Consider the following 26,447-nt stretch of genomic DNA (forward strand, 5'->3'; position numbering starts at 1 on the left):
ACAGCGTATGATGGGTCCGCGCCCCGAAGAGCGAGTTGAAGAATGAGTGCTAACACGATCCCCGAGACGAGCTTCGAAGCCGATGCTCGCAGTATCCATAGCGACGGCGAGCACGTCACGCCCGGCGTGATCGCGATCGGCGTGGTGATCGGCCGCACCTCGGAATTCTTCGATTTCTTCGTGTTCGCGATCGCCTCGGTGCTGGTGTTCCCGACTCTGGTGTTCCCGTATGTCGACCGGTTGCAGGGCACGCTGTATTCGTTCGCCGTGTTCGCGCTGGCGTTCTTCGCCCGCCCGATCGGCACGATCATCTTCATCGCCGTCGATCGCGCCTATGGCCGCAGCGTCAAGCTGACGATCTCGCTGTTCCTGCTCGGCACGTCGACGGTCGCGATGGGGTTCATCCCCAGCTACGACTCGGTCGGCAACTGGTCGGTCGCGATCCTCGCCCTTCTTCGCATCGGCCAGGGCGTCGCGCTCGGCGGCGCGTGGGACGGCCTTGCCTCGCTGCTGTCGCTCAATTCGCCCGAAAAACATCGCGGCTGGTACGCGATGCTGCCGCAGCTGGGCGCGCCGATCGGCTTGCTGGTTGCGAGCGGGTTGTTCGCGTTCTTCGTTGCCGCGCTGCCGACCGAGGATTTCTTCGCCTGGGGCTGGCGCTATCCCTTCTTCGTGGCGTTCGCGATCAACGTCGTCGCACTGTTCGCCCGCCTTCGCCTCGTGGTGACGCCGGAATTCGAAGAGATGTACGCCAAGCGCGAGCTCGAGCCGGCGCCGGTCGTCGAGACGATCCAGTCGCAGTGGAAGGCGATCTGGCTCGGTTCGTTCGTGCCGCTCGCCAGCTTCGCGCTGTTCCACATGGTCACGGTGTTCCCGCTGTCGTGGGTCGTGCTGTTCACGCGCGAGGCACCAGCGCGCTTCCTGATGGTCGAGGTGATCGGCGCGGTGATCGGGATCGGCGCGATGCTGGTATCGGGCTTGCTCGCAGACCGGTTCGGCCGTCGCACGATGCTGGGCACGATCGCGGTGTTGATCGCGCTGTTCGCGATCGCCGCACCGTCGCTGCTCGATGGCGGCGACGTCGGCGAGCGACTGTTCATGGGCATCGGCTTCCTGCTGTTCGGTCTGTCGTTCGGGCAGTCGTCGGGCGCGATCGCGTCGAGCCTGTCGCCGCAGCACCGCTACACGGGATCGGCGCTGACGACCGATCTCGCCTGGCTGTTCGGCGCGGGCTTCGCGCCGCTGGCGGCCCTGTTGCTGACGAGCAAGCTGGGGCTGGCGGCGAGCGGGGCATACCTGTTCTCGGGCGCTGTGTTCACGCTGATCGCACTGGGTCTGAACAAGCAGTTGGCCAAGCGCGACATCGCGCGCTGAGCTGATATCGGGACTTAATCCAGGGCCGCGCGGATGGCGGCGGCGGCGATGAAGGGGGCGCCAGCGACCAGCACGAGGCTGACCGCGGCGAGAAGCTTTACCGCCCCGGCACCGCCCGCAGGGTCCAGCGAGCCTGCACCGAAGATGAGCAACGGGACGGCGAGGGGGAGCATCACCAGACCCGTCACCGCCCCGCCGCCGCGAACGCCAGCGACCAGCGCGCTGGTGACGACCGCGAGCGCCGCCAGGCCGGGCGTGCCGATGAGCAGACCGATCTCGACTCGCAGCAAGGTGTCCGCCGACAGGTTGAGCAGGCCGGCGGCGATCACCGCGGCGAGAATCAGCGGCGGGCCGAAGCCGAGCCAGTGCGCGATCGTCTTCGCCATCGCGACCGAGGTCATCGACAGGCCGCGCACCGCGAACTGATCGAAGACGCCAGCCTCCAGATCCGGGCCGATCAGGCGTTCGACCGGGAGCAGGGCCGCGAGCAGCGCTGCGGTCCAGATCACGCCGCCACCGATCCGTGCGAGCAGCGCCGCATCCGGCCCGATCGCGAACGGGAACAACGTGGCGACCAGCAGGAAGAACGCGACGACCAGCGTCGCGCCGCCACTCGATACGCTCCGGCGAAGGTCGCGGCGGATGAGCGCGATCACAGGCCGATCTCCTGCGCGCCCGGCAGCGATAGCGGCAGGTGGGTGGCGACGAGCGCGATGCCGCCGCCGGCGCGGTGTCGGGCGATCAATGCCTCCAGTCGCGTGACCGAGGCCGTGTCGAGACCGTTGGCGGGTTCGTCGAGCAGCCAGACCGGCGCTTCGCTGGCCGCGATTCGCGCGATGGCGGCGCGGCGGCGTTGGCCGGTAGAGAGGAGTCGGACGGGTATGTCGGCCAGCGCTTCGAGATCGAGCGCCTGCAACGCGTGGGCAACGCGCGCTTCGGGATCGGGCGCGCGATCGAGGCTGGCCCAGAAATGGAGTGCGGCGACGAGCGTACGGTCGGTGTCGAGCGCGCTGGCTTCGGTGAGCAGCGCCCTGTCCGCATCGCACGTCACGGCGCCTTCGAACGGCGCAAGCAGGCCGGCGGCGATGCGGATCAGGCTCGACTTGCCGATGCCGTTGGCGCCGGTGACGACCGCTGCGTCGCCGGGTGCGAGATCGAACGACACGCTCGAGAACAACATCCGCCCGCCCCGTACGCACGCGACGTCGCGAAACGCGAGGCTCATGTGGCCGAATCTTCTGCAGCATCTTCGAGCGCGTGCATGTCGTCGTCGCTGAGGCCGAAATGATGCCCGATCTCGTGGATCGTGACGTGCGCGACGAGATCGTCGAGACGGACGCCGGTCTCGATCCATTCTTCCAGGATCGCGCGACGGTACAGGACGATGCGGTCGGGCATCGCCCCGGAGTCCATCGACGATTTCTCGCCGAGCGGGCGACCGTGGTAAAGGCCGGACAGGTCCAGCGGATGCTCCAGGCCGAGTGCGGCGAGCGTCTCTTCGTCGGCATAGTCCTCGACTGCGAAGACGATGTCGCCGAGATGCTGGGCGAACTGAGCCGGTAGCCTGGCGATCGTCGCGCGGCAGATCGCTTCGATCATGTCGGCGTCGGGGGCTTCCCCAAGGCTCCGGCCGTGTATTGCTGCTTGCCCGCTCATGCCGCCAGCCATAGTCGGTGGCGAACTATGGCGGCAAGGGAGAGCCCGATGATCGAAGCGCTGAACGAAACGGAGCGGGCCGAGGCGCTCGATGGGCTGGACGAGTGGGATTACGACGACGCGCGCGATGCGATCACGCGGACGATCGTGTTCGCCGATTTCGTCGAGGCGTTCGGCTTCATGGCGCAGGTCGCGCTGATCGCCGAGCGCGCCAACCATCATCCGGAGTGGAAGAACGTGTGGAACCGGGTGGAGATCTTGCTGACCACGCATGACGCGGGAGGCTTGAGCCCGCGCGATATCGAGATGGCCGAAGCGATCGACGCGATCGTCGGGGACGCCTGAGAAATCAATCCTCCCCCGCCAGGGGGAGGTGGCTGGCGCTTGCCAGACGGAGGGGGCGGTAAGCGACCACCGACGTTCCGTGTCCTCCCCCTCCGTCACCGTCGGCAGCACCTCCCACTTGCGGGGGAGGATCGAAGTTTATTCCCGCGTCATGCTGCGGCGCATCCGCTTGCGGAGTGCGCCCGGCATCCATCGGGCCGCAAAGGCCATGCGCTGCGCGGTCTTGCCTACGTAAGTGTGAATCTTGTCGCCGTGGACCGCGTCCCAGGCGGCTTCGGCGACCTTGTCGACCCCCGTCAGTTCCAGCCCCGCCCCGGTTACCGTTTCGCGGATCGAGTGGTTGGTTTTCCCTGCGGCGGAATCGAGCAGCGGCGTGTCGATGAAGCTTGGGACGATCGAACGCACCTTGATGCCGTCCGCCGCCCATTCGCCGTCAAGCGCCTCGGTGATCGCGCGGATGCCGAACTTGGTCGCGGAATAGGGTGCGAGGCCGGACGAGCCGTAGATTGCGGATGCCGACGCGGTGTTGAGCAGGCAGGATCCGGGCGTGCGCTTGAGATACGCGTAGCCGATTCGCGCACCGTTGAGCGCGCCGACGAGGTTGATCGCGATCACGCGGTCGATCTCGTCGAAGTCGGTGTCGGCAAGCGGGCCGCCCGAGCCGACTCCGGCATTGTTGAACAGCACGTCGAGCCGCCCGCCGGTGGTGGCGACGAACGCGTCGAGACAGGCCACCCACGCGTCGCGGTCGCGCACGTCCATCTGGTAGGTGGTCGCCATTCCGGCAGGGAGCAGGGCGGCGGTTTCAGCAAGGCCGACGGCGTTCACGTCGGCGAGCCCGACCCGCCATCCTTTGCGTGCAAACAGCAGTGCGGTCGCGCGGCCGATCCCTGATCCGCCGCCGGTGATGAAAATGCCCTGTTGGGTCATGACGCGCCCCTCTCCATTTGATTTTCGGGTATGTTTCCCGCATCCTGCGCGCAGATGCCAGACAATTTGCCAGCGCCCGACCCCGTTCTGGCTTTCGACCGCGTCACCAGGGCCTACGGGTCGACGATCGCGGTCGATCACGTCTCGCTGGAGATCCTTCCCCGCGCGTTCGTCGCGCTGGTCGGCACGTCGGGATCGGGCAAGTCGACGCTGCTCAAGACGATCAACCGGCTAGTCGAGCCGAGCGAGGGCCGCGTGCTGATCGACGGCGCGGACGTCGCCGCCGAGCCCGCACCCGAGCTGCGCCGCCGGATCGGCTATGTGTTCCAGAATATCGGCCTGTTCCCGCACATGACGATCGCCGAGAACATCGCGATCGGCCTGCGCATCGCCGGGCGGCGCGACGAGGCCAAGGTGGGCGAACTGCTCGACCTGGTCGACCTGCCGCGCGACATCGCCGGGCGGATGCCGGATGCGCTATCGGGCGGCCAGCGGCAGCGCGTCGGGATCGCGCGTGCGCTGGCGCCGGGCGCGAAGCTGCTGCTGCTGGACGAGGCATTCGGCGCGCTCGACCCGGTGACGCGCGATGCGCTGGGGACTCGAATTCGCGAGCTTCATGACCGGCTGGGCCTGACGACGATCCTGGTGACGCACGACATGGCGGAGGCGCTGCTGCTCGCCGACCGCGTATTGGTGATGAAGGAAGGGCGGATCGTCGCGGACGCAACACCGGCCGAATTGGTGTCAGGCAAGGGCGGCGGCGATGCGCAGGCGCTGGTCCAGGTGCCGCGCGCGCAGGCCGAACGCTTGCAGGCGCTGGTGGCATGAGCCCGTTTCTCGATGCGCTCGGCCGCGTGCCGCCGTTGCTCGCCGCGCATGTCCTGCTGTCGGCGTCTGCATTGCTGCTGGGGATCGCGATCAGCCTGCCGCTGGGGATCTGGTCGGCGCGCAACGCGACTGTTGCGCGCGTGTCGCTCGGGTTCGCTAGCCTGGTGCAGACGATTCCGAGCCTTGCGCTTCTTGCCCTGTTCTATCCGCTGTTGCTGAGCCTGTCCGCGCTGGTCGGCGGCGGCATCCCCGCGCTCGGCTTCCTTCCGTCGCTGATTGCGCTGACGCTGTATGCACTGCTGCCGATTATCCGGAACGCGGTGGCGGGGCTGCACGGGATCGATCCGGCGGTGATCCAGGCGGCGGATGCGGTCGGAATGACTCCCGTGCAGAAACTGCGGCTGGTCGAGGCGCCGCTGGTCGCGCCGGTGCTGATCGCGGGCATTCGAACCGCGGCGGTGTGGACGATCGGTGCGGCGACGCTGTCGACGACTGTGGGCCAGCCGAGCCTGGGAGATATGATCTTCGCGGGGCTGCAGACGCAGAACTGGGCACTGGTGCTCGCCGGCTGCGTGTCGGCGGCGGCGCTGGCGCTGGCGGTCGACGCGCTGATCGGCGGAATCGAATACGGCATCCGTTCGCGGCAGCGGTGGTTGTGGATCGCCTGCGCCATCGTGCTGGTGGCCGGAACCGTGGTTGCGACGCTGCCGCTATGGCCGAAGAGCGGCGACGGCCGGACGGTCGTGGTCGGCGCGAAGAACTTTTCCGAGCAGTATATTCTCGCGCGGCTGATCGGCGATCGATTGGAACATGCGGGCTACAGTGTCGAGTATCGCGACGGGCTGGGCTCGGCGGTCGTGTTCGGGGCGCTCTCGGGCGGCGATATCGACGTCTATGTCGATTACGCCGGGACGATCTGGGCGAACGAAATGAAGCGGCGCGACGTGCCTGAGCACAACGCCATGATCGCGGCGATCGGCGACTGGGCGAAGCGCGAGCATGGCGTCGGGCTGATCGGATCGCTCGGCTTCGAGAATGCCTATGCGTTCGCGATGAAGGGCGCGGAGGCCAAGGCCAAAGGAATCGCCAGCCTCGACGATCTGGTGAAGGCCGCGCCCGGCATGACGCTCGGCAGCGACCTGGAGTTTCTGGAGCGGCCCGAATGGGCGGCGGTGAAGCGTGCGTATCCGCTCCGGTTCGCCAAGACCACGCCGTACAGCCCGACCTTCATGTATCGCGCGCTGGAAAGCGGAAATGCCGACGTGATCTCGGCCTTCTCGTCGGATGGGCGGATCGCGGCTGATGGCCTGACGGTGCTGACCGATCCGCGGCGGGCGATCCCCGGGTATGACGCAATCCTGATGGTGGCGCCGAAGCGGGCCGGAGATGCGAAATTCGTCGCTGCGCTCAAGCCGCTGGTCGGGCGAATCCCCGTCGAGGCGATGCGGGATGCGAACTACCGCGTGGACCGGGATACGAACAAGCAGACGCCCGAAGCCGCGGCGACGTGGCTCGCTAATCGGATCGGGCGTTAGATACGACCGCGTGAGCGGATGCGCTGCGCGTCGATCCGCCTTAGGATACGGTGCCGGTCCGCCATCAACCTTTGGCTCGTCACCAAGGCGGGCCGGCACTTTACGTATGATAGCGATGCTTGCCGGGGGCGCTTACGACGCCTCTGCGATGAGCTTGGCGGCGCCGGGTGTGTTCCATTCATAGCCGCCGGTCATCCGCCAGACTTCCTTGCCAGCCGAATCATACAGAATCGTGGTCGGCAGGTTCGCCTGGTAGGCGAGGCTGAGGCCGAGCTTCGGATCGAGATAGGGCTGCAACGTCGTGAACTTCTTCTCGGCGAAGAACGGCGTTACCTTCTCCGCGCCCTGAAGGTCCTGGCTGACCGCGATGACCTGCACCTTGCCGGATAGCGACTTGGCGGCGGCGTCGAGCGTCGGCATCTCCGCGACGCACGGCGCGCACCAGGTGGCCCACAGGTTCAGCAGCAGCGGCTTGCCCTTGAACGAGGATAGCGTGACCGGCTTGCCGTCGGGCGCGGTGAAGGAGACGGTAGGGCCGCTCTCGCCCTTGTGGCTGCGGTCCAGCTTTTCGGTCGCGGTGGCAGGACCGGTGGCTTCGTCGGGAGCGGGGCCGGACGGGACCTCGTCGGCGGAGGCCGTATTGGCCGCGACGACGTTCGCTTGCTCCAGCGCGGGCGATTTCCTATCGCAGCCGGCGACCAGCAGGCCCATCCCCACGAAACAGATGATTGGCCGCGCAGTGAACACAGGACGCGAGAACATGGACGGTTCCAATTCGATGTGGGGTGGGCGGTTCGCCGAGGGGCCGGCGGCTGTCATGCGGGAGATAAACGCCTCCATTCCCTTCGACAAGCGGCTCTGGCAGCAGGATATTGCCGGTTCGAAGGCGCATGTCGCGATGCTTGGCGCGCAGGGCATCGTGTCGATGGAGGATGCCGCGACGATTGCGGCCGGGCTCGACACGGTGGCGGCGCATTATGCAGCGAATGGCGTCGAGGAGGACCTGGTCCTCGAGGATATCCACATGCAGACCGAGGCGCGGCTGGCTGATGCGATCGGGCCGGTCGCGGGTCGCTTGCATACCGCGCGCTCGCGCAACGATCAGGTCGCGACCGACTTCCGCCTGTGGGTGCGCGATGCGATCGATCAGGCGCTGGCGGCGCTCGGCGGATTCCAGGCGGCACTTCTCACGCGGGCCGAAGAGCATGCGGCGAGCGTGATGCCGGGGTTCACGCACCTCCAGTCCGCGCAGCCGGTGACGCTCGGGCATCACCTGATGGCGTATCACGCTATGATTTCGCGCGACGTCGGGCGGTTCGCCGATGCGCGCGCGCGGATGAACCGGTCGCCGCTCGGCTCGGCTGCGCTGGCCGGCACGGGCTTTCCGATCGATCGCGAGATGACGGCGCAGGCGCTCGGATTCGATGGTCCGATGACCAACTCGCTCGACGGCGTGAGCGATCGTGACTTCGCGATCGAGTATCTTACCGCCGCGACGCAGGTCTCGCTCCACCTGTCGCGTCTGGCCGAGGAATTCGTGCTGTGGGCGTCGCAGCCGTTCGGGTTCGTCGCGCTCAGCGATCAATGGTCGACCGGCAGCTCGATCATGCCGCAGAAGCGCAACCCTGACGCCGCCGAGCTGGTGCGTGGCCATTCGGGGCGCATTCTCGGCTGCATGACCGCGCTGATGGTGACGATGAAGGGCCTGCCGCTCGCCTATTCGAAGGACATGCAGGACGACAAGCCGCCGGTGTTCGAAGCGCACGACCTGCTCGCTTTGTCGATCGCGGCGATGACCGGGATGGTCGAGAGCGCGACGTTCCGCACCGATCGGATGCGCGGGCTCGCCGAGAGCGGGTTTGCGACCGCGACCGATCTCGCCGACTGGCTGGTGCGCGAGGCGGGGCTGCCGTTCCGCGAGGCGCATCATGTCACCGGGCGCGCGGTGAAGCTGGCGGAAGAGCGCAAGGTCGCGCTCGAGGCGCTGCCGATCGACGACCTGAAGGCAATCGATGCGCGGATCGACGAACGCGTGTACGGCGTGCTTTCGGTCGACGCGTCGGTCGCCAGCCGGACCAGCTTCGGCGGCACCGCGCCGGACAATGTGCGTGCCGCGATCCGTGCGGCCCGAGCGGAGATGGCAGGGGGAGAGACGGCGTGAAACGGCTTCTAGGATTGGCGGGACTGGCGCTGGCTCTGTCGGGCTGCGGCGCGGCGGATGGACTTGTTCCTGCAGAGGGCAAGACGCTTCCGGTCGCGCCGTACGGTGCGACGACCCAGCCGACCGCCGCGCAGCTGCTTACGCCGACCACGCAGCAACGCCCGCAGCGCAGCGACGAGCTGCTCACCAAATCCGACGAGCGACGCAGCGACGAATTCGACCTGCCGCCGCCAAATTGAAGACCTGATCCATGAACCATTTCGACTATCGTGACGGTGTGATGCATGCCGAGGACGTGGCCCTGCCGGCAATCGCCGAGGCCGTCGGCACGCCCGTCTACGTCTATTCGACCGCCACGTTCCGCCGCCATGCGCAGGTGTTTCGCGATGCCCTGAAGCCTGCGGGGCGCGTGCATCTGGCCTATGCGATCAAGGCGAACCCCAACGTCGCGGTGCTGCGCGTGCTGGCCGACGAGGGATACGGCGCCGACGTCGTCTCGGCCGGTGAAATGCAGCGCGCGCTGGCGGCGGGGATCCCAGCGTCGGACATCGTGTTCTCGGGCGTCGGCAAGACGCGTCGGGAACTGGCGCAGGCGCTCGATGTCGGGATCGGCCAGTTCAATCTCGAACTGGAGGAGGAGGGCGAGGTGCTCGCCGCGCTCGCCCATGCCCGCGGCGAACGCGCGCCGGCGGTGCTGCGCGTCAACCCCGACGTCGATGCCGGTACGCACGCGAAAATCTCGACCGGGCGCAAGGAGAACAAGTTCGGGGTCGCGATCGACCAGGCGGTCGCGATGTTCGATCGCCTGTCGAAGCATGACGGCCTGAACTTGCGCGGTGTGGCGATCCACATCGGCAGCCAGCTCGCCGATCTCGCGCCGCTTGAAGCCGCCTATGCGCGGATCGGCGAACTCGTCGCCGAACTGCGCGCCGGTGGGCACACGATCAGCCGCGTCGATCTCGGCGGTGGGCTCGGTGTGCCATACAAGCCGGACGACGTGCTGCCGAGCCCGGCCGAGTACGGCGCGATGGTCGCGCGGGCGACCGCCGACTGGGACGTCGAACTGATGTTCGAACCGGGGCGGGTGATCGCGGGGAACGCGGGCGTGCTGCTGACCGAGGTGATCTGGGTAAAGCCCGGCGTCGTGAACCCGTACGTGATCGTCGACGCGGCGATGAACGACCTCGCACGCGTTGCGATGTACGACGCCTATCACGACTTCGTCGCGGTCGAACCGACCGGCGAGCGGATGATGGCCAATATCGCGGGGCCGGTGTGCGAGACCGGCGATACGTTCGCGATGGGGCGCGATATCGACGTCGTGAAGTCTGGCGATCTTGGCATCTTCCGCACGGCGGGCGCCTATGGGGCGACGATGGCGTCGACGTACAACAGCCGTGCGCTGGTGCCCGAAGTACTGGTCGACGGCGACCGGTTCGCGGTGGTCGCCGACCGGATTCACCCCGAGACGATCCTGGCGGCCGAGCGCGTGCCGGAATGGCTCAAGCGGTGACCCCTGCGTCGCCGCCACCGCTCCAGAGCCTGCCGCTGTTCGTGAGGCTGGCGGGGCGCCCGGTGATCCTGCTGGGCGAGGGCGAGGCGGCGGATGCGAAGCGGCGGTTGCTCGATCGCGCGGGCGCGGACGTCGTCGGCGAGGATGCGGCGGCGTCGCTGGCAATCGTCGCGATCGACGACGAGGACGAGGCACTGGCGGCCGTCGCGCGGCTGAAAGCGCGCGGCATCCTCGTCAACGCAGTCGATCGGTCGGCGCTGTGCGACTTCACGTTGCCGGCGATCGTCGATCGCGCGCCGGTGCTGATCGCGATCGGGACAAGCGGCGTATCGGCCGGACTGGCGGCGGCGCTGCGGCAGCGGTTGGAGGCGCTGGTGCCCGCCGATCTCGGCAAGCTCGCGCTGGCGTTGCAGGCCGCGCGCGGCGTGTTGCGAAAGCGCTGGCCTGATATGGGGGAGCGCCGCCGTGCGCTGGCGACCGCGATGGGGGCGGGGGGCATGCTCGATCCGCTGTCGCCGACGCACGATGTCGATGCGTGGCTGGCCCCGACGGACGTGCCCGCTGCCAAGCGCGACGTGGCCATAACTCTCGTCCTGCTCTCCGACGATCCCGAGGACCTGACGTTGCGCCAGGCGCGAGCGCTGGCCAGCGCCGACCGGGTCTATCACCGGCCTAACGTGCCCGCGGCGATCCTCGATCGCGCGCGCGCCGATGCCGCGCGGCTGTGCGAGACGATGCCGCGCGACCCGGGCACCGGCCTGTCGGTCGATATCGAGATGGCGCGGTGAGCGGCTTTGGGTTTCGTGTCACCGATGGCAAGGCAACGCGCGTCGATGTGAAGCAGGCGCTCGACGGGACCGCGGATCTAGTCTGGGTGCATCTGTCGACGGCCGCGGAGCATGCCCAAACCTGGCTTCGAGACGAGGCCAAGCTTCCCGACTATGTCGTCGACGCGTTGACTGCGACCGAGACACGGCCCCGCTGCGAGGCGCTGGACGAGGGCGCGTTCGTCAATCTTCGCGGACGCTCGCACGAAGAGCTCGACACGTCGGATATGCTTGCGTCGGTCCGGATCTGGGCCGTGAAGGGCCGAGTGTTCTCGGTTACGCGGAAACCGCTGATTGCTGTGACGGAAGTGGAAAAGCTGGTCGAGCACGGTAACATGCGTGATCCGGGCGACCTGATTGCCGCGTTCGCGACCGCGATCACTGCGGATCTCGATCCCGACGTCGCCACTCTCGGCGACGAACTCGATGATTGCGAGGAACAGCTCGACGCCAACCGGGTGTTCGAACTGCGCCGCGCGGTCAGCAAGGTCCGGGTGGCGGCGATCGGCTACAAACGCTTCCTGAGCCCGCAACGTGCTGCGCTGGAAAAACTGGCGGCGCTGTCGGGCGACTGGCTGGCCGACGACGACCGGTTGCATCTGGCGGCGGCGGCGGACCGGGCTGCGCGGATGGCGGAGGAACTCGAATCGATCCGCGAACGCGCCGCGCTGATCCACGAGACGCTGACCGACCTGCGAGCGGAGCAGATCGACAACCGCTCGCTGATCATCTCGGTGGCGGCGCTGGTCTTCCTGCCGCTGACGTTCCTCACCGGGCTGTACGGGATGAACGTGAAGGGCCTGCCCTATGCGGAGGAGCCCTGGGCGTTCGATGCGATCGCCGGCGCCTGCGCGATCATAGCGGCCGGTGTCGTGCTGTACTTTGCCGGGCGCCACTGGTTCCGGCGGTAAAGGTCAGGCGGCGCTGGCGGTTCGCCAAGCCTGCGCGATTTCGTCGAGCATGTCCGCCGAATCGCGGAACGGCTTCGGATCATGGCCGAGCGAGGCGTTGATCACGGTCTTGCGCGCACCGCCGTATAACCTGGCGAGCGTCTCCGAGACCTGGCCGCCCTTTTCGAAATCGAGCCCGGCTTCGAGCGCGAACAGGATCGCGGTGGCGCGCGTGATCCGGTCGCTCTTGATGGAGAATTTGCGGTTCTCGCAGGCCCAGGCGGCGGCGCGCAGGGCGGCGACGAGTTCCTTGTAGAGCAATTGGATGAGGGCAGGGCCGTCTGCCGTGGCGGTACGGCCGACCGCGTCGATCTGGCGATAGGTCGCGAACGGATCGCGTACGAGGGTACTGGCGTAGGTCACGAGCTCTTGTTCCAGGCTGCGATCTGGTTGGTGAGGAATGCCTGGGTCGATTTGTACGCGGACACGCGCGCGTTCATGCTCGCATATTGCTGGGTCAGGCGGGTGGTGAGCTGGGCCGACTGGTCGGTCATCTTGTCCTGCTGCTCGGCTACGTCGGCTTCGGCGGCCGTATACCGTGCGGTCGACGCGCCGAGGCCGGTCAGCGTGTTGGTCGCGCTGTTGGTGAGCGCGCTGAGCGTGCCGGACAGGCCCAGGACGTTGGTGGAGGACGGCGCGAACATCGATTCGATCGTGTCGGGATAGGCTGCGAGCTGACGGGCGAGCAGCGCGGTATCGACGCGCAGCGTACCATCGGTGTTGGTCGCGACGCCGATCTCGGACAGGCTGCGCGGAATGCCTGCGGTCGCGCCGCCGACCAGCGGCTTCGACACCAGCGCCTTCAGCGAGCGGAGCAAGGCCGTTGCGGCCGGGTCGGCGCGCAGACTGCCGGTGATCGGATCGGTCTGTTCGGCGATCGTCGCCAGCACCTCGTTGAAGGTCGTGACGACATCGTTGACCGCCTGGGTCAGCGCGTCGGTTGGCGTACTGCTGGCGAGCGTGATCGGGATCGTCGACACCGCGTTCAGCTGCAGTTTGACGCCGTCGACGAGATCGCTGACCGTGTTGCTCGGTCGCTCGACGTCGATGCCGTCTACGGTGAGCTGCGCGTTCTGTGCGGTCGACACCAGGCTGGTCTGCGTCGCACCACCGCCGATATCGACCGCACCGCTGGCGCCATCGCCCTTCAAGGTGAACGCCTGTGCGGTGCCGGTGCCGCCCTTGACCGACAGATAGGCGCCGCCATTCGCGTCGGTCACGACGGAGGCCGTGACCCCGCTCTTCGACGCGTTGATGCCCGCGGCGATCGCATCGATGCTGCCGTCGCCGATATCGATCGGAATTGCCGTGCCCCCGCCGATCGTCAGGGTCAGCGCGCCGGTATCGAGCGAGGCGCCACGGTTCGCCGCAGGCACCGCAGTCGTGGTGCGTGCCACCTGGGCGGTCGCAAGGCGCGTTACGGTGACGCTCGCCGACAGGTTCGACAGTTTTGCGCCCGATATGGCGGTCGCGGATAGGACGGCGTTGTTGGAGCTGCTTGGCTGCGATTGCAGACTGCCGCTCTTGACCAGATTGGCGAGCGCCGTGGAGAAACCGGTCATCGTGCTCTTGAGCGTACCGACCCCCGAGATCTGCGCGGTGAGGGTATCGGATTTCGCCTTCAGTGCGGCCGTACGCGCCGCAAACTGGGCTTCGACCAGCGACGTGACCAGGGTGCCGGTGTCGACGCCCGAGCCTGCATTCAGCCCATTGAGCAGCGCCTGCGTCGCGGCGTTGACCGCGCTTTGCGGGGTGGGCGTGGCCGTGGGTGTCGGCGTGGCCGTCGTGCTCGTCGTCGATGTTACCATGGCGAAATCCCTGCACGTGCGCGCTCGTCTGTAAGAACGGCCGCGCGGCCGCGATGTTTAGGCGTGTTTGATGCCGTTTTCGTCGAACCGCGCATCCTTCGGCACGGTGACGAAGGGTTGCACGCCACCAGCGGTGCCGCCGGCCGCCGCGTTCAGCCCGAACACGAAGGCGAGCACGGTCGCGATCGCCATGTAGAGGTCGTCGCGGACCTCCTGGTTCTCCTTGCTGGTGTAGTAGACCGCGCGCGCCAGCATCGGATATTCGAGCACCGGCACGCGACCTTCAGCCGCCAGTTCGCGGATCGCCAGCGCGGTCGCGCCGCGCCCCTTGGCGACCACCACCGGCACCTGATCCTTGCCGCGGTCGTAGCGCAGTGCCACGGCGAAATGCGTCGGGTTGGTCAGCACGACATTCGCCTCCGCGACCGACTTGCGCAGGCCGCCGCTCGCCATCGCCCGCATCTTCGCGCGCATCTGGCCCTTGGCCTCGCCGTTGCCCTCGGTCGACTTGTGCTCGTCCTTCACCTCCTGCTTCGACATCCGCATCTTGCCCAGGCGGCGGATGATCTGGATCGGCAGGTCGATACCGGCGATCGCGCACAACCCGAACGCCATCGCGATCAGGATCGCCTTGAACGTGCCGCCGAGCGACGACAGCGCCTGGTTGAGGTCCGCGGAAGAGGCGAGGCCCATCGTCGTGTGCGCCGCGTTCCACAGCATCCAGCCGCCGATCGTGCCGAGCAGGATCACCTTCAGCAGCGACTTGCCGAGTTCGATCCAGCCGTTCGATCCGAAGATCCGCTTGAGCCCTGCGGCCGGATCGACCCGGCTGTATTTGGGCGCCATCAGCTTGCCGTTGAAGCCGAGTGAGCCGAGTGCGCCCTGGCTGAGGATCGCGGCGGCGATGGTGACGACGAACAGGCTGATCAGCGACGGCGCGAGCTTGCCACCCGCCTCCATCAGCGGCCGCCACGGCGAGAAATCCTCGACATCGGCGTGGGTGAACTGGAAGCTCGACGCCATCACCTGCTTGCACGCGGTGATCAGCGAGGGGCCGGCGTAAATCAGCCAGCCGACGCCCGCGACCATGCTGAGCGCGGTGGCGAAGTCGCGCGACTTGAGGATGTCGCCCTTTTCGACCGCATCCTTCTTGCGCTTGGCGGTTGGGGATTCGGTCTTTTCACCCGAATCTTCGGACATCAGCCGAGCACCAGATTGTCGGCGGCGGCGAGGCCTTCGCGGACGATGACGAGCATGTAGTCGCCCATCGTCGGGAACGCGATCGCCAGCGTGACGACGCCGACCGCGAGGCTGGCGGGCAGGCCGACCGCGAACAGGTTGAGCGAGGGCGCGGCGCGGCTGAGCATGCCGACGACGATGTTGAGGCACAGCAGCAGGAAGCCGACCGGCAGCGCGAGCAACAGTCCCGCGAGAAACGCATAGCCGCCGAAGAACGCGATCGCCTTCAACCGCTCGACACCGATCCACGCGGCGCCGGGGGGGAGCACGTCATAGCTCCTGACGATCAGGTCGATCAGGATCAGATGGCCGTCGACCGACAGGAACAGCAGGGTCAGCATGATCGAGAAGAACTGGCCGAGGGCTGGCGACGATTTGCCGTTCTGCGGGTCGATCGAGGAGGCGAAGCCGAGCCCCATCGCGCCGCCGATGACTTCGGCCGCGATCATCGGCGCGGCGAACGCGATCTGGAGCACGAAGCCGAGTGCGAGCCCGACCAGCGCCTCGGCGGCGGCCGACAGCATCGTCGAGACCGAGAAGATGGTGTCCGGGGGCGTGATCGGGTGGATTGCGAGCACGAGGAAGGCGATCGCGCCCGACAGCGTGACGCGCACGGTGACCGGCACCGAGACGTTGCCGAACACGGGCGCGGCGATGAATGTCGCGCCGATCCGGATCATCACGAAGAAGAGCGCCCACAGCTGGGGCTCGATGCTGAGTCCGAAGCCTAACATGGCGCAGACCGCGAGAGCGCGCACGCTGCGCGCCACGTGGGCAAGCCCGGCCGGCCTCGGCACAGCCGAGGACCGACGACGCGGCTTTGCCGCGGCGCCGCGCTCGAGCCATGCGCCCCGCCGCGGCGAAGCCGCGTCGTCGGACGGGGGCTGCGCCCCGCCGGCCGGGCTTGCGCCGGGCGCGCGGGCGTGGCCGCGCTGGCGCTGCGCCTCACTTCACCAGATCCGGGATGCGCTCGAAGATTCCGATCGTGAAATCGCTCAGCAGTCCCAAAATCAGGCTCCCGAAGATCAGGATCGACACTGCGACCACGACCAGCTTCGGCACGAACGACAGCGTCTGCTCATTGATCGACGTCGCCGCCTGGATCATCCCGAGGATCAGCCCGGCCAGCAGCGCCGGGATCAGGATCGGTGCGCTGGCGAGCGCCAGCACCCACATCGTCTGGTTGGCGACGGTCAGGAAATATTGCGCGTCCATCCGCTCAGGTCGCGAACGAGTTGGCGAGGCTGCCCATCGTCAGAGCCCAGCCGTCGACCAGCACGAACAGGAGGAGCTTGAACGGCATCGAGATGATCGTCGGGCTGAGCATCGCCATGCCGAGCGACATCAGCACGGTCGCCACGACGAGGTCGATGACGATGAAGGGGAGGAAGATCAGGAATCCGATCTGGAACGCGGTCTTGAGTTCCGAGGTCACGAACGCGGGGAGCAACACCGAGAAGGGAATGTCGAGCGACGACGCGTAGGGGCCGGACTTGGCCATCTGCGCGAACATCGTGACGTCCTTGACGCGCGTCTGCTTGACCATGAACGCATGAAGGGGGACGCCAGCCGTCGTAATCATCTGCGTGCCGGCCAGCTGGCCTGCGGCATAGGGCTGGATCGCGGTCGTGTTGATCTGGTTGATCGTCGGCGCCATGATGAAGAAACTGAGGAATAGCGACAACCCGAGCAGTACCTGGTTGGGCGGCGTCTGCTGAAGCCCGAGCGCCTGGCGCAGGATCGCGAGCACGATGATGATCCGCGTGAAGCTGGTCATCATCAGCAGGATGCCCGGCAGGATCGTGAGCAGCCCCATGATGATGAGGACTTGCAACGAGAGCGACAGCGAGCCGCTCTGGCCGGTGTTACCCGCGGCCTGGCCGCCGAGCTGGCCGAGCGCACGATCGACGGCGTCGCCGACGGCGGGCGGGGTCGGGGCGGGGAGGCCTTGCGCGAACGCCGGCATCGCGAGGAACAGCGCCAGGAGGAGGGCAAGCCCTATCCACACCAAGCTGTTTCCCCGCGAACGCGGGGATCCAGGGTTATGGAGCGCTACGATCTTGGCTCCTGGATTCCCGCGTTCGCGGGAAAACGTAGAGCGCTTCGGCGCGGTAAACAGGGCAGGACCCGAGCCCTTGCGGGTCACCGTCGGACGAGCAACAGCGCTCATGCGTCGACCTTGTCGATCAGGTGCACGCCGCCGCGGCCGACCGAGACGAGCAGCCGGCGGCCCTCGAAGTCGATCACCGCGAGGCGCAGGCCCGGCGAGATCATCATCGTTTCCTTGACGCCGATCAGCCGCGTCGAGGGCTTGCCCGGGATCCGGCTCTCGAACTTGCGCCACAGATACAGGCAGCCGAACATCAGCCCGCAGACCAGCGGGAGCAGCACGACGAGCTTCAGGATATAGGTCCAGAGCATCGGGTTCAGCCGCGCCCGACGAGAGATTTGTCGGGCGAGACGAGCTCGGTCATCCGCACGCCGAAGCGTTCGCCGACCGTGACGACTTCGCCGCGACCGATCAGGGTGCCGTTGACGAACACGTCGAGCAGTTCGTTGGCCTGGCGATCGAGTTCGATGACGCTGGATTCGCCGAGCGCGAGCAGTTCGCGCAACGTCAGGCTGGTCGAGCCGATCTCAACGGTCAGCTTGACGTCGACATCCTGGAGCAGCCGGAAATTGGCGGCCACCGCGGCGTCTACCGGAAACCCGCCGGTCATGTCGTTCATGCTGCAAATCCTTCGTCGAAACGGGTAATCGAGGTAAGCTGGATGGCCGCGAAGCCATTGGAGGTTCCGACCGTGCCGCAGCCGAGCCGGTTGTTGCCGACCATCACCGGCACGTCGCCCGAGATGGTGATCGGGATCACGTCGCCGGGCTTCAGGTCCATCAACATGGTCAGCTTGACGACCGGCTCGGCGAGCACCGAGCGGATCGGGAAGCGCACGTTCATCGCCGCGCGGGTCAGCTCGTTGCGCCACGCCGGATCGGGCTCGGCCGACTTGCCGACGACCTTGGCGGTGAGCGAGGGCGCATGCGGTTTCAGCGCGGAGACGGGGTAGACGAGGTCGAGGAACACCGGCTTTGCAGAGCCCGCCGAGATTCCGAAGCGCGTGACGATCATCGCGTCCTCGCCATCGAGATCGGCGATCATCGCCGGGTTCACCTCGACGCGCGTCGGCTGGAAATCGAACCGCGCCATCGGCTCCCACGCGGTCTTGAGCGGGGTCGCGATCATCTGGCCGATCCGCGCGACCATCGCCTCGGCGGCGGGCGAGAACTCGCTCGGCAGCGTATGCGGTGCGGCACCGGTGCCGCCGAAGAACATGTCGAGCATTTCGAGCACGAACTTGCCGTCCATGATGCACAGCGCCTGCGCCATCCCCGGCGTCATGACCAGCGGCAGCCACGCGGTCAGCGCATCGCTGCGTTCCGCGCGGTAGTCGGTGAAGCGCTGGACGACCAAAGGCTCCGCCCAGCAGCGGACCTCCTGACGCAGCAGCGGCTCGAACACGCCGCGCAAACCGCGCGCGAACCGCGCGGAGAGATGCTGCAACGAATGCAGGTCGCCGAACGGATTGAGCTTGGCCCCGCCGAGCATACCCTGATGCAGCACGCCGCCCTGGGGGGCGGTGGAGCGATCCCGGTCGCGCCGTTCGCGCGTCTTTGCTGAGCCCTCGTTAACCATGCCTCACTGAACGACGAAACTGGTAAAGTAAACGTTACCGATGCCGCCGAATCCTTCCTTCTGCTTGAGCGTATCGTTGATCGCCTTGGCCAGTCTGACCTGCAATTGGCGCTTGCCGTCGCTGCTCATCACCTGCTCCTCGGTGGTGTCGCCGAGCGCCATCAGGATCGCCGAACGGACCGCGATATCATTGGTCTTGAGGTTGGTGATGACGGTGTCGTCGTACGGCGTCGCGACCGCGATCCCGACCTGGACGAAGTGCGCCGAGTCCTGGAGATTGGAGGTGAATTCCTTCTCCATCGGGTAATAGGTCGAGGCATATTTATCGCCGCCCTCTCCTGCGGGGGGCTTCATCCCGTGGTTTTCGGGTGCGGCCTCGTCGCCGCCATGACCGCCGCCTTCGCCTTCGGTCGGATGCTTCTGCTCGCTCTTGGGGACGAGCTTGGGCTTGCCGTCGTCGACCGCGGCGTGGCCACCGCCGAGCAGCCCGGCGTTGCTGGCATAGACGCCCGCGCCGACGCCGCCACCGACCAGGACCAGCAGCGCAACGCCGCCGATCAGGATCTTCTTTATCTTGCCCTTTTTCTTGGGCGCTGCGTCCGCAGTCTCTTTCTTGTCGGCCATGTCGGGGTCCTTCGGGTCAAGCGATTCGGGTGTCTTCGGTGGCGTCCGCGGTTACGGACGTCGATGGAGCGGGGGCACGGGCGGTCGACTGCGCGCGTTGCTGGCCGGAGCTGGCATTGCTGCCGGCCTGGTCTGCGCCGGCCTGGAGCGCGCCTTGACCGAGCTTCAGTCCGCGCGCTTCGGCGAGTTCGGCGAGCCTGGGTTGCGCGTCGGCCAGCAGCGTCCGCGTCGCGCTCTGCTCGGCGTTGAAATGGACGTGGACGGTATCGCCGTCTTTCCGCACGGATACGTCGATCGCGCCGAGCGCGTCGGGGATCAGGCGGATCCGCGTGTCGGTCGCATCGGCGGCGTCACGCAGGATCTCGATCCGTTCGATCATCGCATGCGGCCAGCGCTCCTGCCGCATGTCGAGTGGGGCGTGCTGGGCGTCGAAGGTTCTGATCGTCTCGGTGGATGTGGGGGCGCTCACTGGGGTTGATAGAGCGGCCTGATCAGGGATGTCGCGGTCTTCGCGTGCCTTGGTGGCGGCCTGGATCGCCGCGCCGAACACCTGGCTGGCCGAGGCGACCGTACCGGGCTCCGGCTGGACGGGTTCGGGCCGGGCGAGCGCAAGCGCGACCGGGGTCGTCGCGTCGGTGGCGACCCAGCGCGGCGTTGCGATCGTAGCGATGTCGGTAGTGGGCGGTCCGTCTGCCACCGGGCCCGACGTTGGCGGTGGCGATATTGAAACCTGTTCGCCCATGGGCTTCGGTGCGATCGGAACGGCCGCTGCAAGAGCCGCGATCTGCAACGGCGGGATCGCAACGGGCGCGGTGGAGGCCAGGGGCGCGATCGGTGCGGCTTGGCCGGGTACGAGCTGACTGGGCTCCACCACGCCCGGCATCCGACGCGCCGCTGCGGAGGTTAGGGCGGTGGTCTTGAATTGTGAGGTGGGGCTTGTCGGTTCCGCGAGCGCAGCGATCGGCGCATCGCGCGGTTGCCGTGGAACCGGGGCGATCTGCGTCGTGTCGCTTGGCACGATTTGCGGCTCAACTGCCGCGAGAGGCTTTGCGGCCGCGACAGTCTTGCCGGCCGGTTTTGCGCTATCGATGGTCGATGCGGCCGGTGCGACGACGACCTCGTCCAACGGCGTCTTGGTGCCCTCCGGCAATGGCGGCGGGATGGTTGGCTGCGGCACGCGCAGCATTTCGGCGAGCGTCACGACGACAGGCGGGTCGATCGCGTGCGGATCGGTCGCGGCCGGCTGATCGGTGGGCGTTGCGTCGGACGCGTCATCCGACGGCGTCGCTGGCGCGTCATCCTTGGCTTTGCCGGCGCGGGGCGACACGGCGAACGACGCGGGCCGCGCTACCGTGGCGGATGCACGCGCGGCGACCGTGGGGTTGGCGCTGACGTCCGGCACCGGAGTCTCAGCCTTTGGCTGGGTCGGACGCAATGGTGTGGGCGAGGTCGCGAGCTGCTCGGGCAGGAGGGTTGCTAGCGCCGGGATGATCACCGGCGCGGCATCGGGCACAACCACAGTCGGCAAGGTGTTGCCGGTTGCGGCGACGTCCTGCCGGAGGATCGTGTCGGGCGCGGTTGCCGGGAGTGTCGGTGTCGGCGCGCCCTCGGCGGCGGCATCGTCGTTGGCCTGCGCGAAGGAGCCCGCGAAATCGCCTTTCGCCCGCACGTTCGGCCCGGCAGTCGACCGCGTCAAGGTCGGCAGAAGGGCAGCAAGGGACGCGGTCGGGATCATGCAGGATACTCGTTCGGGGCGTCGGCGCACGGCCGCTCCGCTACCGCTCAGCAAGGATCGTGCCGAACCTTTCGAAAGGCGGGAGATTCTTCCATTGCGCGGATTGCCTTCAGCACCGCGTCGGCATCGGCGCGCGCGAGCAGCTTCTCGACCGCGGTTTGATCGCGCTTGGCGGCGCGGGTCGCTTCGGCGGCGCGACCGACATGATGTTCGGCCGCCTGCATCCGTTCGACCGCGGCATCGGCGGATTTCTGTAGGCGCTCGCGGTAATGTGCCGCGGCACCCAGCGACACCGCGACCTGAGTCTCGTGGACCGGTGCGACCGCCTCGACGAGCAGCGCGATCCTGCCCGACAAGGTCTGCTCGCTGGTGAACTTGTCGTGCGCACGCGCTTCGTCGGCGCGGGTCAGCCCGAGCTGCAGCGTGCGGACGCGGTGGATGCGGGCGAGAGTCTTGCCGCGCTTTTCCATCTCAGCCGCCGAACACGCCGGTCAGTTCGGCCACGGCATCGGCGAGCGAGACGGTCTCGTCGGCGTCCTGGCGGATATATTCCATGACGGCCGGATGGCACGCGATCGCCGCGTCGATCGCCGGGTCGGCACCGTGGCGGTACGCGCCCATCAGCACGAGATCGCGGTTTTCCTCATAGGTGGCGAGGTGGCGGCGGAGCGTCCGCGCGGCCGTTGCGTGCGGGGCGCCGACGATATCGGTCATCACGCGGCTGACCGAGGGGCCGATGTCGATCGCCGGGTACACGCCGCGTTCGGCGAGCTGGCGGTTGAGGACGATGTGGCCGTCGAGGATCGAGCGCGCCGAATCGACCACCGGGTCATTGCCGTCGTCGCCGTCCGCCAGCACCGTGTAGATTGCGGTGATCGAGCCGCCGGTGTGGACGTCGACGCCGGCGCGCTCGATCAGGTTCGGCAGCATCGCGATGGCGGACGGCGGGTAGCCGCGCGCGGAGGCGGGTTCTCCAAGTGCCAGGCCGATCTCGCGACCGGCGTGTGCGACGCGGGTTAGCGAATCCATGATGAGAAGGACCTTCTTGCCCTCGTCACGGAAGGATTCTGCGATCGCATGTGCCCGGAGCGCGCCGCGGATGCGCAGGACCGGCGAATGGTTGGCAGGGACGGCGACGACCACCGAACGCTTCCGAGCGGCGCCGGCGACCTTGGTCTCGAGAAAGTCTGCGACCTCGCGCGAACGCTCGCCGATCAGGCCGATGACGATCACGTCGGCCTGCGCGGCGCGGACGATCATGCCGAGCAGCACCGACTTGCCGACGCCCGAGCCCGCCATGATGCCAACCCGCTGGCCCTGGCCGATCGTGAGCAGCCCGTTGATCGCGCGCACGCCGACATCGAGCGGTTCGCGCACCCGGCCACGATCGAGCGGCGACTGGAGTTTGCCCGCCAGCGGCCAGCGCCCAGCGCCGCGGATCGGACCGAGCCCATCGATCGGCTTGCCGGCACCGTCGACGACGCGGCCGAGCAGCGCCGCACCGACTTCCGCCTCGCCCGGCGCCCCGATCGGCTTGACCGGCGCGCGCGGAAGGAGCGCGGCGGCGCCGCCGAGGTTCATCATCAACGTGCGGCCGTTGCGGAAGCCAATGACCTCGGCCTCGACGCTCGCTGCGCCCTCACCGACCTGGCAGACCGTACCGACGGGCAAGGTCAGCCCGACCGCTTCCATGAGCAGGCCGTCGAACGAGGCGAGACGGCCGGAGACCTTTGGCTTGGCGACGAAATCGGCGTTGGAGAGGGTTTCGAGATAATCGGCGGTGAAGCGGTTCAGCATTTGGGCACCGGCACCTGGTCGATCGCGTGCGCCAACTGGTCGAGCCAGAGTTCGGGGCCGTCCTCGACGATCGTCGAGGCACTTTCGAGCACGAAGCTGCCGCGCGCGATGCCCGGATCGCCTGCCGCGAAGATCGATTTCGGCAGGCGGCCTTCGAGCAGCGCGACGTCGTCGGGATGGACGCGGAGCAACGCGGATTCGGCGGCGTCGGCGAGCAGTTCGGCGGCGCTTTCGACCCGGCCGGCGAGCACGTCGGGCGCGATGCCGACTTCGCCGACCAGCTTCGAGACGAGGAACAGCACGGTCTGTCGGAGCTGTCCGGCGATCCGCTCGCGGTCGACCCGGTCGGCGCCGAGCGCGGTGGCGAGATCGCCGAGCAACGCGGTGTCGCGCTCTGCGGCTTCCCGCGCGGCATTCGCGGCGGCGGCGAGCCCTTCCTCATAGCCCGCGGCATGCGCGGCGGCGAGCGGATCGATGAACGCCGATTCGCTGACCGGATCGAGCGGATCCCAGCCCGCGGTCGGGTTCACGTCCTTGTCGGCAGGGCTGAAATGGCGCGGGGCGTTGGTATCGCCCGAGATGTCGCGCATGGGTTCCGCGGTGAAACCCTGCCCGAAATCATTCGCAGGCCGAATGGTCGCACGCTCGCGGATATCCGCCGCGGCGAAACCCGTCGGCGGCGCGAACGCACTGGCGAGAACGTTGGCGGTGGTCGTGTGGCGCGATGCGAAGCCCGCGGTGAACCCGTTAGACATAATCGTCCTCGCTTCCGCCCATCTGGATCGTGCCGTCCTTGGCGAGGCCGCGCGCGATCGCGATCATCGCCTTTTGCGCTTCGAGCACTTCGGCGAGCTTCATCGGCCCGCGTGCCTCCATCTCGTCGCGGATGCCGTCGGCGGCGCGCGCCGACATGCAGCCGAGGAAGCGGTTGCGGATCGTCTCGTCGACGCCCTTCAACGACTTGGTCAGGATCTCGCTGTCGACGTTGCGGATCAGCGTACCCAGATTCTTGTCGTCGAGGTCGAGGAGGTTGTCGAAGATGAACATCGCCTCTTCGATCGCCTTGGCGACGTCGCGGTCGATCTTGAACAGCTTGGGCATGACGCGCTGCTCAGTCGCTTTGCGCGCGCCGGACAGGATCTTGGCGGCTTCGCGCGTACCGCCGAGCGTGACGCCCGCACCGGCCGAGCTGGTGCTGGTCCGGTTGGCGAGCACGGTCTTCAACGTCTCGACCGCCTCGGGCGTGATCGGCCCGAGCCGGGCGATGCGGTGGAGGATGTCTGGCTGGATGGCGTCGGGCAGCAGTTCGAGGACCTGGCCACCGATCGATGCGTCGAGATTGGCGATCAGCACCGCGGCGATCTGCGGATGCTCCTTCTCGATCATCGCGGCGATCTCGGGCGCGTCGAGCCAGTCGAGCAGTTCGAGTTCGCACACCGCCTCGGCCGGGGTGATCCGCGCGAGCACGCTTTCCGCCTTCTCGCGGCCGAGCGCGCGGTTCATCACCGCCTCGATCTTCGGACGCGGATCGAAACCGATCGCGGTCCGCTCGCGGGCGCGGCCGACGAAATCGTCGAGCACGTCCTCGACCTCCTGCTCGGAAACGTCGGCGACCTTGAACATCGCCGCGCCGAGCTGGCGGACTTCCTCGGGTTCGAGCTTCTGGAGGATGGCGGCGGCCTCCTCCTCGCCGACCAGCATCATCAGGACCGCGGCGCGTTCGACGCCGGTATAGGTGCGCAGGACGGCGTCGGTCACTTCGCGTCCGCCTTGATCATGTCACGCACGGCCAGAGCTGCGCGCGTCGGGTTGTCGCGGGTGAAGCCGCGCACCGCGCCGATCCGGTCGTCATAGCCGCGCGTGTTCTCGAGCTGGTCGAGGCTCACCGGGGCAGCGACTTCCATGCCGTCGGGATTGGTCCCGCCGATCGGCTGGCCCAGCGCAGGCCGCGAGGTCGCTTCGTCGCGCTTCTTCATCAGCGCCTTGGCGATCGGGCGGACGCCGAGCAGCAGCACCAGCAGCGCGATCACGATCGCGGTGCCGTTGCGTGCGAGTACCGGCAGCCAGGCATTGTCGTACCAGGCAGGGCCAGCGGCGGCATCGCTGACGCCAGCGAACTTGCGGCTGATGACGGTGACGTTGTCGTTGCGCGCCGGGTCGAAGCCGACCGCGCTCTTCACGAGATCGCTGATCTGGTTGATCTCCATCGCGGTGCGACGGCCCTTTTCGGGATCGCGCAGGAGAACGGCGACCGAGAGGCGCTTGACCCCACCCGGCGTGGCGCGCGTCACCGACACTTCGCGGCCGAGGTCGTAGGCACGCTGATACTGGTCCGACTGCTTCATCGCGTCGGGCGCGGCGCCACCGGCGACAGGCTGTGCCGGGCTGCCCGATGCACCATTGGCGGCCTGCGGCGTCGACAGCGTGCTGGCGGCGGGCGGGGTGTTGCTCAGCGCACCGGGGATGCCACCTGGAGCACTGCCGGCCCCGTCCTTCTGGTTGCCGGTCCAGTTGCCCGCCTCGGCGCGCAGCACGCCCTGTTTTTCATAGCTCTCGCGGGTCGCCTGGCTTTCGTCGAGATTGACGTCGGCCTGCACCTCGGCGGTGAAATTACCGGCGCCGACCAGCGGCGTGAGCAGCGCGATCAGCTGGGTACGATATTTGTCCTCGATCCGACGCTGGATATCGATCCGCGCGTCGCTCGCTGCGCCGGCACCGTCATTGCCGCCGGCCTTGGTGAGCAAAGCGCCCATCTGGTCGACGATCGTCACGGCTTCGGGCTTCATCCCCGGCACCGACGAGGCGACGAGATTGATGATCGAGCTGACCTGTGCATCGCTCAGCGATCGACCGCCCTGCAACTTCAGGATCACCGAAGCCGATGGCGCCGCGTTGTCGCGGACGAACACCGACGCTTCGGGCATCGCGAGATGCACGCGCGCTTCGGCGACCGCGTCGATCTCCTCGATCGACTTCGCCATTTCGGATTCGCGCGCCTGACGCAAGCGTTCGCCTTCGACCGCCCGCGAAACGCCCATCGGCAGCTGGTCCAGGATCGCATAGCCACCGGGCGCTGCCTTCGGCAGGCCCTGGCCCGCGAGCAGCATCTTCGCGCGGCTGTAGTCGTCCTCGCCGACGGTCAGCGCGCCGGTGCCCTCGTCGATATGGCTCTTGATGTTCGCCGTCGTCAGCGCGGACGTGACCGCGGCCTTGTCCGAATCGGGCAGGCCGCTGAACAGCGTCTTCTGCGTCGGCGTCGACAGGCTCATCCACGCAAGCGCGGCGGCGGCGATAAGACCGACCATCAGCGCCATCGGCAGCGATCGGCGTACCGCCGGCTGCGCCATGACGCTCTTGATCTGTTGAAGGGGGTTGGCGAACCGTTCGGCGCCCGATGAACCGGGGCCGGGCGAAGCGGGGATGAGTGCGGTGCTCAT

30 protein-coding genes are annotated in these 26,447 nt (G+C 67.6%); 9 read left to right on the forward strand and 21 right to left on the reverse strand.

The features are described from left to right. The first annotated feature begins 42 nt into the window (after positions 1–42). A complete protein-coding gene (locus EQZ23_RS07560) occupies positions 43–1,374 on the forward strand; it encodes an MFS transporter (RefSeq protein WP_128453860.1) in 1,332 nt (443 codons plus the stop codon). 14 nt (positions 1,375–1,388) lie between these two features. Here the strand turns inward: EQZ23_RS07560 and EQZ23_RS07565 are convergent, their stop codons facing one another. From EQZ23_RS07565 to EQZ23_RS07575, 3 genes are read right to left on the reverse strand one after another with little or no spacing between them, the layout of a single operon-like run. Then, complete coding sequence (locus EQZ23_RS07565; RefSeq protein WP_128453861.1) at positions 1,389–2,030, reverse strand: heme exporter protein CcmB; 642 nt, start codon at positions 2,028–2,030, stop codon at positions 1,389–1,391. Further along, complete coding sequence (gene ccmA, locus EQZ23_RS07570; RefSeq protein ID WP_128453862.1) at positions 2,027–2,599, reverse strand: heme ABC exporter ATP-binding protein CcmA; 573 nt, start codon at positions 2,597–2,599, stop codon at positions 2,027–2,029. The genes EQZ23_RS07565 and ccmA overlap by 4 nt, the downstream gene beginning before the upstream one ends. After that, on the reverse strand, positions 2,596–3,042 hold the full coding sequence (locus tag EQZ23_RS07575; protein ID WP_128453863.1) for a metallopeptidase family protein: 447 nt from the start codon (positions 3,040–3,042) through the stop codon (positions 2,596–2,598). Before EQZ23_RS07575 ends, ccmA begins: the two co-directional genes overlap by 4 nt. Positions 3,043–3,078: 36 nt before the next feature. Here EQZ23_RS07575 and EQZ23_RS07580 point away from each other — a divergent pair, with 36 nt between their 5' ends. Then, entirely contained in the window at positions 3,079–3,375 is a 297-nt protein-coding gene (locus tag EQZ23_RS07580) for a 4a-hydroxytetrahydrobiopterin dehydratase (RefSeq protein WP_128453864.1), read from the forward strand. Positions 3,376–3,513: 138 nt separating this feature from the next. Here EQZ23_RS07580 and EQZ23_RS07585 read toward each other — a convergent pair whose 3' ends face one another. Continuing rightward, positions 3,514–4,305: an SDR family oxidoreductase gene (locus tag EQZ23_RS07585; protein ID WP_128453865.1), complete on the reverse strand. Its 792-nt coding sequence runs from the start codon at positions 4,303–4,305 to the stop codon at positions 3,514–3,516. Between the two features lie 54 nt (positions 4,306–4,359). On the opposite strand from EQZ23_RS07585, the gene EQZ23_RS07590 reads away from it, so the two are divergent. Both EQZ23_RS07590 and EQZ23_RS07595 read left to right on the forward strand, forming a co-directional pair. After that, positions 4,360–5,133 (forward strand): ABC transporter ATP-binding protein, encoded by a 774-nt coding sequence (locus EQZ23_RS07590; RefSeq protein ID WP_128453866.1) that lies wholly within the window; start codon positions 4,360–4,362, stop codon positions 5,131–5,133. After that, the gene (locus tag EQZ23_RS07595) at positions 5,130–6,668 is read left to right on the forward strand and encodes an ABC transporter permease/substrate-binding protein (RefSeq protein ID WP_128453867.1); all 1,539 of its coding nucleotides are present in this window, start codon (positions 5,130–5,132) and stop codon (positions 6,666–6,668) included. Before EQZ23_RS07590 ends, EQZ23_RS07595 begins: the two co-directional genes overlap by 4 nt. Positions 6,669–6,800: 132 nt before the next feature. Here the strand turns inward: EQZ23_RS07595 and EQZ23_RS07600 are convergent, their stop codons facing one another. After that, complete coding sequence (locus tag EQZ23_RS07600; RefSeq protein ID WP_128453868.1) at positions 6,801–7,430, reverse strand: TlpA disulfide reductase family protein; 630 nt, start codon at positions 7,428–7,430, stop codon at positions 6,801–6,803. On the opposite strand from EQZ23_RS07600, the gene argH reads away from it, so the two are divergent. From argH to EQZ23_RS07625, 5 genes are read left to right on the forward strand one after another with little or no spacing between them, the layout of a single operon-like run. Further along, positions 7,429–8,829 carry an argininosuccinate lyase gene (gene argH, locus EQZ23_RS07605; protein WP_128453869.1) on the forward strand — a complete coding sequence of 467 codons (1,401 nt, stop codon included), beginning with the start codon at positions 7,429–7,431 and terminating at the stop codon, positions 8,827–8,829. The genes EQZ23_RS07600 and argH overlap by 2 nt on opposite strands. Further along, positions 8,826–9,068: a hypothetical protein gene (locus tag EQZ23_RS07610; protein ID WP_128453870.1), complete on the forward strand. Its 243-nt coding sequence runs from the start codon at positions 8,826–8,828 to the stop codon at positions 9,066–9,068. The genes argH and EQZ23_RS07610 overlap by 4 nt, the downstream gene beginning before the upstream one ends. 11 nt (positions 9,069–9,079) lie before the next feature. Next, on the forward strand, positions 9,080–10,342 hold the full coding sequence (lysA, locus tag EQZ23_RS07615; protein WP_128453871.1) for a diaminopimelate decarboxylase: 1,263 nt from the start codon (positions 9,080–9,082) through the stop codon (positions 10,340–10,342). After that, positions 10,327–11,130, forward strand: coding sequence for a bifunctional precorrin-2 dehydrogenase/sirohydrochlorin ferrochelatase (locus EQZ23_RS07620; RefSeq protein WP_128453872.1), 804 nt, complete (start codon positions 10,327–10,329; stop codon positions 11,128–11,130). The genes lysA and EQZ23_RS07620 overlap by 16 nt, the downstream gene beginning before the upstream one ends. Further along, the gene (locus EQZ23_RS07625) at positions 11,127–12,080 is read left to right on the forward strand and encodes a CorA family divalent cation transporter (RefSeq protein WP_128453873.1); all 954 of its coding nucleotides are present in this window, start codon (positions 11,127–11,129) and stop codon (positions 12,078–12,080) included. Before EQZ23_RS07620 ends, EQZ23_RS07625 begins: the two co-directional genes overlap by 4 nt. A 3-nt stretch (positions 12,081–12,083) precedes the next feature. Here the strand turns inward: EQZ23_RS07625 and EQZ23_RS07630 are convergent, their stop codons facing one another. The 16 genes from EQZ23_RS07630 to fliF form a co-directional block, all read right to left on the reverse strand. Next, complete coding sequence (locus tag EQZ23_RS07630) at positions 12,084–12,482, reverse strand: flagellar protein FliS (RefSeq protein ID WP_128453874.1); 399 nt, start codon at positions 12,480–12,482, stop codon at positions 12,084–12,086. Beyond that, positions 12,479–13,927, reverse strand: a complete 1,449-nt coding sequence (fliD, locus tag EQZ23_RS07635) for a flagellar filament capping protein FliD (RefSeq protein ID WP_128453875.1) — start codon at positions 13,925–13,927, stop codon at positions 12,479–12,481. Before fliD ends, EQZ23_RS07630 begins: the two co-directional genes overlap by 4 nt. Before the next feature lie 57 nt (positions 13,928–13,984). After that, positions 13,985–15,127, reverse strand: coding sequence for a flagellar type III secretion system protein FlhB (locus EQZ23_RS07640; protein ID WP_128453876.1), 1,143 nt, complete (start codon positions 15,125–15,127; stop codon positions 13,985–13,987). Continuing rightward, positions 15,127–15,900, reverse strand: a complete 774-nt coding sequence (gene fliR / locus EQZ23_RS07645; RefSeq protein WP_128453877.1) for a flagellar biosynthetic protein FliR — start codon at positions 15,898–15,900, stop codon at positions 15,127–15,129. The genes EQZ23_RS07640 and fliR overlap by 1 nt, the downstream gene beginning before the upstream one ends. 211 nt (positions 15,901–16,111) lie before the next feature. Next, on the reverse strand, positions 16,112–16,381 hold the full coding sequence (fliQ, locus tag EQZ23_RS07650; protein WP_055874447.1) for a flagellar biosynthesis protein FliQ: 270 nt from the start codon (positions 16,379–16,381) through the stop codon (positions 16,112–16,114). A gap of 4 nt (positions 16,382–16,385) precedes the next feature. Next, positions 16,386–17,177 (reverse strand): flagellar type III secretion system pore protein FliP, encoded by a 792-nt coding sequence (gene fliP / locus EQZ23_RS07655; protein ID WP_240663408.1) that lies wholly within the window; start codon positions 17,175–17,177, stop codon positions 16,386–16,388. A gap of 155 nt (positions 17,178–17,332) precedes the next feature. After that, a complete protein-coding gene (locus EQZ23_RS07660) occupies positions 17,333–17,587 on the reverse strand; it encodes a flagellar biosynthetic protein FliO (protein WP_128453878.1) in 255 nt (84 codons plus the stop codon). 5 nt (positions 17,588–17,592) lie between these two features. Then, positions 17,593–17,895, reverse strand: coding sequence for a flagellar motor switch protein FliN (fliN, locus tag EQZ23_RS07665; protein ID WP_055874438.1), 303 nt, complete (start codon positions 17,893–17,895; stop codon positions 17,593–17,595). After that, the gene (locus EQZ23_RS07670) at positions 17,892–18,854 is read right to left on the reverse strand and encodes a flagellar motor switch protein FliM (protein ID WP_128453879.1); all 963 of its coding nucleotides are present in this window, start codon (positions 18,852–18,854) and stop codon (positions 17,892–17,894) included. The genes fliN and EQZ23_RS07670 overlap by 4 nt, the downstream gene beginning before the upstream one ends. Positions 18,855–18,857: 3 nt before the next feature. Beyond that, the gene (locus EQZ23_RS07675) at positions 18,858–19,478 is read right to left on the reverse strand and encodes a flagellar basal body-associated FliL family protein (protein ID WP_128453880.1); all 621 of its coding nucleotides are present in this window, start codon (positions 19,476–19,478) and stop codon (positions 18,858–18,860) included. A gap of 16 nt (positions 19,479–19,494) precedes the next feature. After that, complete coding sequence (locus EQZ23_RS07680; protein WP_128453881.1) at positions 19,495–21,213, reverse strand: flagellar hook-length control protein FliK; 1,719 nt, start codon at positions 21,211–21,213, stop codon at positions 19,495–19,497. A 47-nt stretch (positions 21,214–21,260) separates the two neighbouring features. Beyond that, positions 21,261–21,683: a hypothetical protein gene (locus tag EQZ23_RS07685; RefSeq protein ID WP_128453882.1), complete on the reverse strand. Its 423-nt coding sequence runs from the start codon at positions 21,681–21,683 to the stop codon at positions 21,261–21,263. Position 21,684: 1 nt separating this feature from the next. Further along, positions 21,685–23,010, reverse strand: coding sequence for a FliI/YscN family ATPase (locus tag EQZ23_RS07690; RefSeq protein ID WP_128453883.1), 1,326 nt, complete (start codon positions 23,008–23,010; stop codon positions 21,685–21,687). After that, positions 23,004–23,765, reverse strand: a complete 762-nt coding sequence (locus EQZ23_RS07695) for a FliH/SctL family protein (RefSeq protein ID WP_128453884.1) — start codon at positions 23,763–23,765, stop codon at positions 23,004–23,006. The genes EQZ23_RS07690 and EQZ23_RS07695 overlap by 7 nt, the downstream gene beginning before the upstream one ends. Next, a complete protein-coding gene (gene fliG, locus EQZ23_RS07700) occupies positions 23,758–24,768 on the reverse strand; it encodes a flagellar motor switch protein FliG (RefSeq protein WP_128453885.1) in 1,011 nt (336 codons plus the stop codon). The genes EQZ23_RS07695 and fliG overlap by 8 nt, the downstream gene beginning before the upstream one ends. Next, positions 24,765–26,447: a flagellar basal-body MS-ring/collar protein FliF gene (gene fliF, locus EQZ23_RS07705; RefSeq protein ID WP_128453886.1), complete on the reverse strand. Its 1,683-nt coding sequence runs from the start codon at positions 26,445–26,447 to the stop codon at positions 24,765–24,767. The genes fliG and fliF overlap by 4 nt, the downstream gene beginning before the upstream one ends.

The organism is Sphingomonas sp. UV9 (assembly GCF_004101245.1).
Taxonomy (GTDB): domain Bacteria; phylum Pseudomonadota; class Alphaproteobacteria; order Sphingomonadales; family Sphingomonadaceae; genus Sphingomonas.

Coding starts and splice junctions, on each gene's coding strand:
- EQZ23_RS07620 (WP_128453872.1), top strand. CDS start 10,327: ATGGCTCAAGCGGTGACCCCTGCGTCGCCGCCACCGCTCCAGAGCCTG.
- EQZ23_RS07685 (WP_128453882.1), bottom strand. CDS start 21,683: ATGGAAAAGCGCGGCAAGACTCTCGCCCGCATCCACCGCGTCCGCACG.
- EQZ23_RS07670 (WP_128453879.1), bottom strand. CDS start 18,854: ATGGTTAACGAGGGCTCAGCAAAGACGCGCGAACGGCGCGACCGGGAT.
- EQZ23_RS07675 (WP_128453880.1), bottom strand. CDS start 19,478: ATGGCCGACAAGAAAGAGACTGCGGACGCAGCGCCCAAGAAAAAGGGC.
- EQZ23_RS07585 (WP_128453865.1), bottom strand. CDS start 4,305: ATGACCCAACAGGGCATTTTCATCACCGGCGGCGGATCAGGGATCGGC.
- fliF (WP_128453886.1), bottom strand. CDS start 26,447: ATGAGCACCGCACTCATCCCCGCTTCGCCCGGCCCCGGTTCATCGGGC.
- EQZ23_RS07695 (WP_128453884.1), bottom strand. CDS start 23,765: ATGTCTAACGGGTTCACCGCGGGCTTCGCATCGCGCCACACGACCACC.
- EQZ23_RS07600 (WP_128453868.1), bottom strand. CDS start 7,430: ATGTTCTCGCGTCCTGTGTTCACTGCGCGGCCAATCATCTGTTTCGTG.
- ccmA (WP_128453862.1), bottom strand. CDS start 2,599: ATGAGCCTCGCGTTTCGCGACGTCGCGTGCGTACGGGGCGGGCGGATG.
- EQZ23_RS07560 (WP_128453860.1), top strand. CDS start 43: ATGAGTGCTAACACGATCCCCGAGACGAGCTTCGAAGCCGATGCTCGC.
- lysA (WP_128453871.1), top strand. CDS start 9,080: ATGAACCATTTCGACTATCGTGACGGTGTGATGCATGCCGAGGACGTG.
- fliD (WP_128453875.1), bottom strand. CDS start 13,927: ATGGTAACATCGACGACGAGCACGACGGCCACGCCGACACCCACGGCC.
- EQZ23_RS07690 (WP_128453883.1), bottom strand. CDS start 23,010: ATGCTGAACCGCTTCACCGCCGATTATCTCGAAACCCTCTCCAACGCC.
- fliR (WP_128453877.1), bottom strand. CDS start 15,900: ATGTTAGGCTTCGGACTCAGCATCGAGCCCCAGCTGTGGGCGCTCTTC.
- EQZ23_RS07680 (WP_128453881.1), bottom strand. CDS start 21,213: ATGATCCCGACCGCGTCCCTTGCTGCCCTTCTGCCGACCTTGACGCGG.
- EQZ23_RS07580 (WP_128453864.1), top strand. CDS start 3,079: ATGATCGAAGCGCTGAACGAAACGGAGCGGGCCGAGGCGCTCGATGGG.
- EQZ23_RS07595 (WP_128453867.1), top strand. CDS start 5,130: ATGAGCCCGTTTCTCGATGCGCTCGGCCGCGTGCCGCCGTTGCTCGCC.
- argH (WP_128453869.1), top strand. CDS start 7,429: ATGGACGGTTCCAATTCGATGTGGGGTGGGCGGTTCGCCGAGGGGCCG.
- EQZ23_RS07590 (WP_128453866.1), top strand. CDS start 4,360: ATGCCAGACAATTTGCCAGCGCCCGACCCCGTTCTGGCTTTCGACCGC.
- fliQ (WP_055874447.1), bottom strand. CDS start 16,381: ATGGACGCGCAATATTTCCTGACCGTCGCCAACCAGACGATGTGGGTG.
- EQZ23_RS07640 (WP_128453876.1), bottom strand. CDS start 15,127: ATGTCCGAAGATTCGGGTGAAAAGACCGAATCCCCAACCGCCAAGCGC.
- EQZ23_RS07575 (WP_128453863.1), bottom strand. CDS start 3,042: ATGGCTGGCGGCATGAGCGGGCAAGCAGCAATACACGGCCGGAGCCTT.
- EQZ23_RS07660 (WP_128453878.1), bottom strand. CDS start 17,587: ATGCTCTGGACCTATATCCTGAAGCTCGTCGTGCTGCTCCCGCTGGTC.
- fliN (WP_055874438.1), bottom strand. CDS start 17,895: ATGAACGACATGACCGGCGGGTTTCCGGTAGACGCCGCGGTGGCCGCC.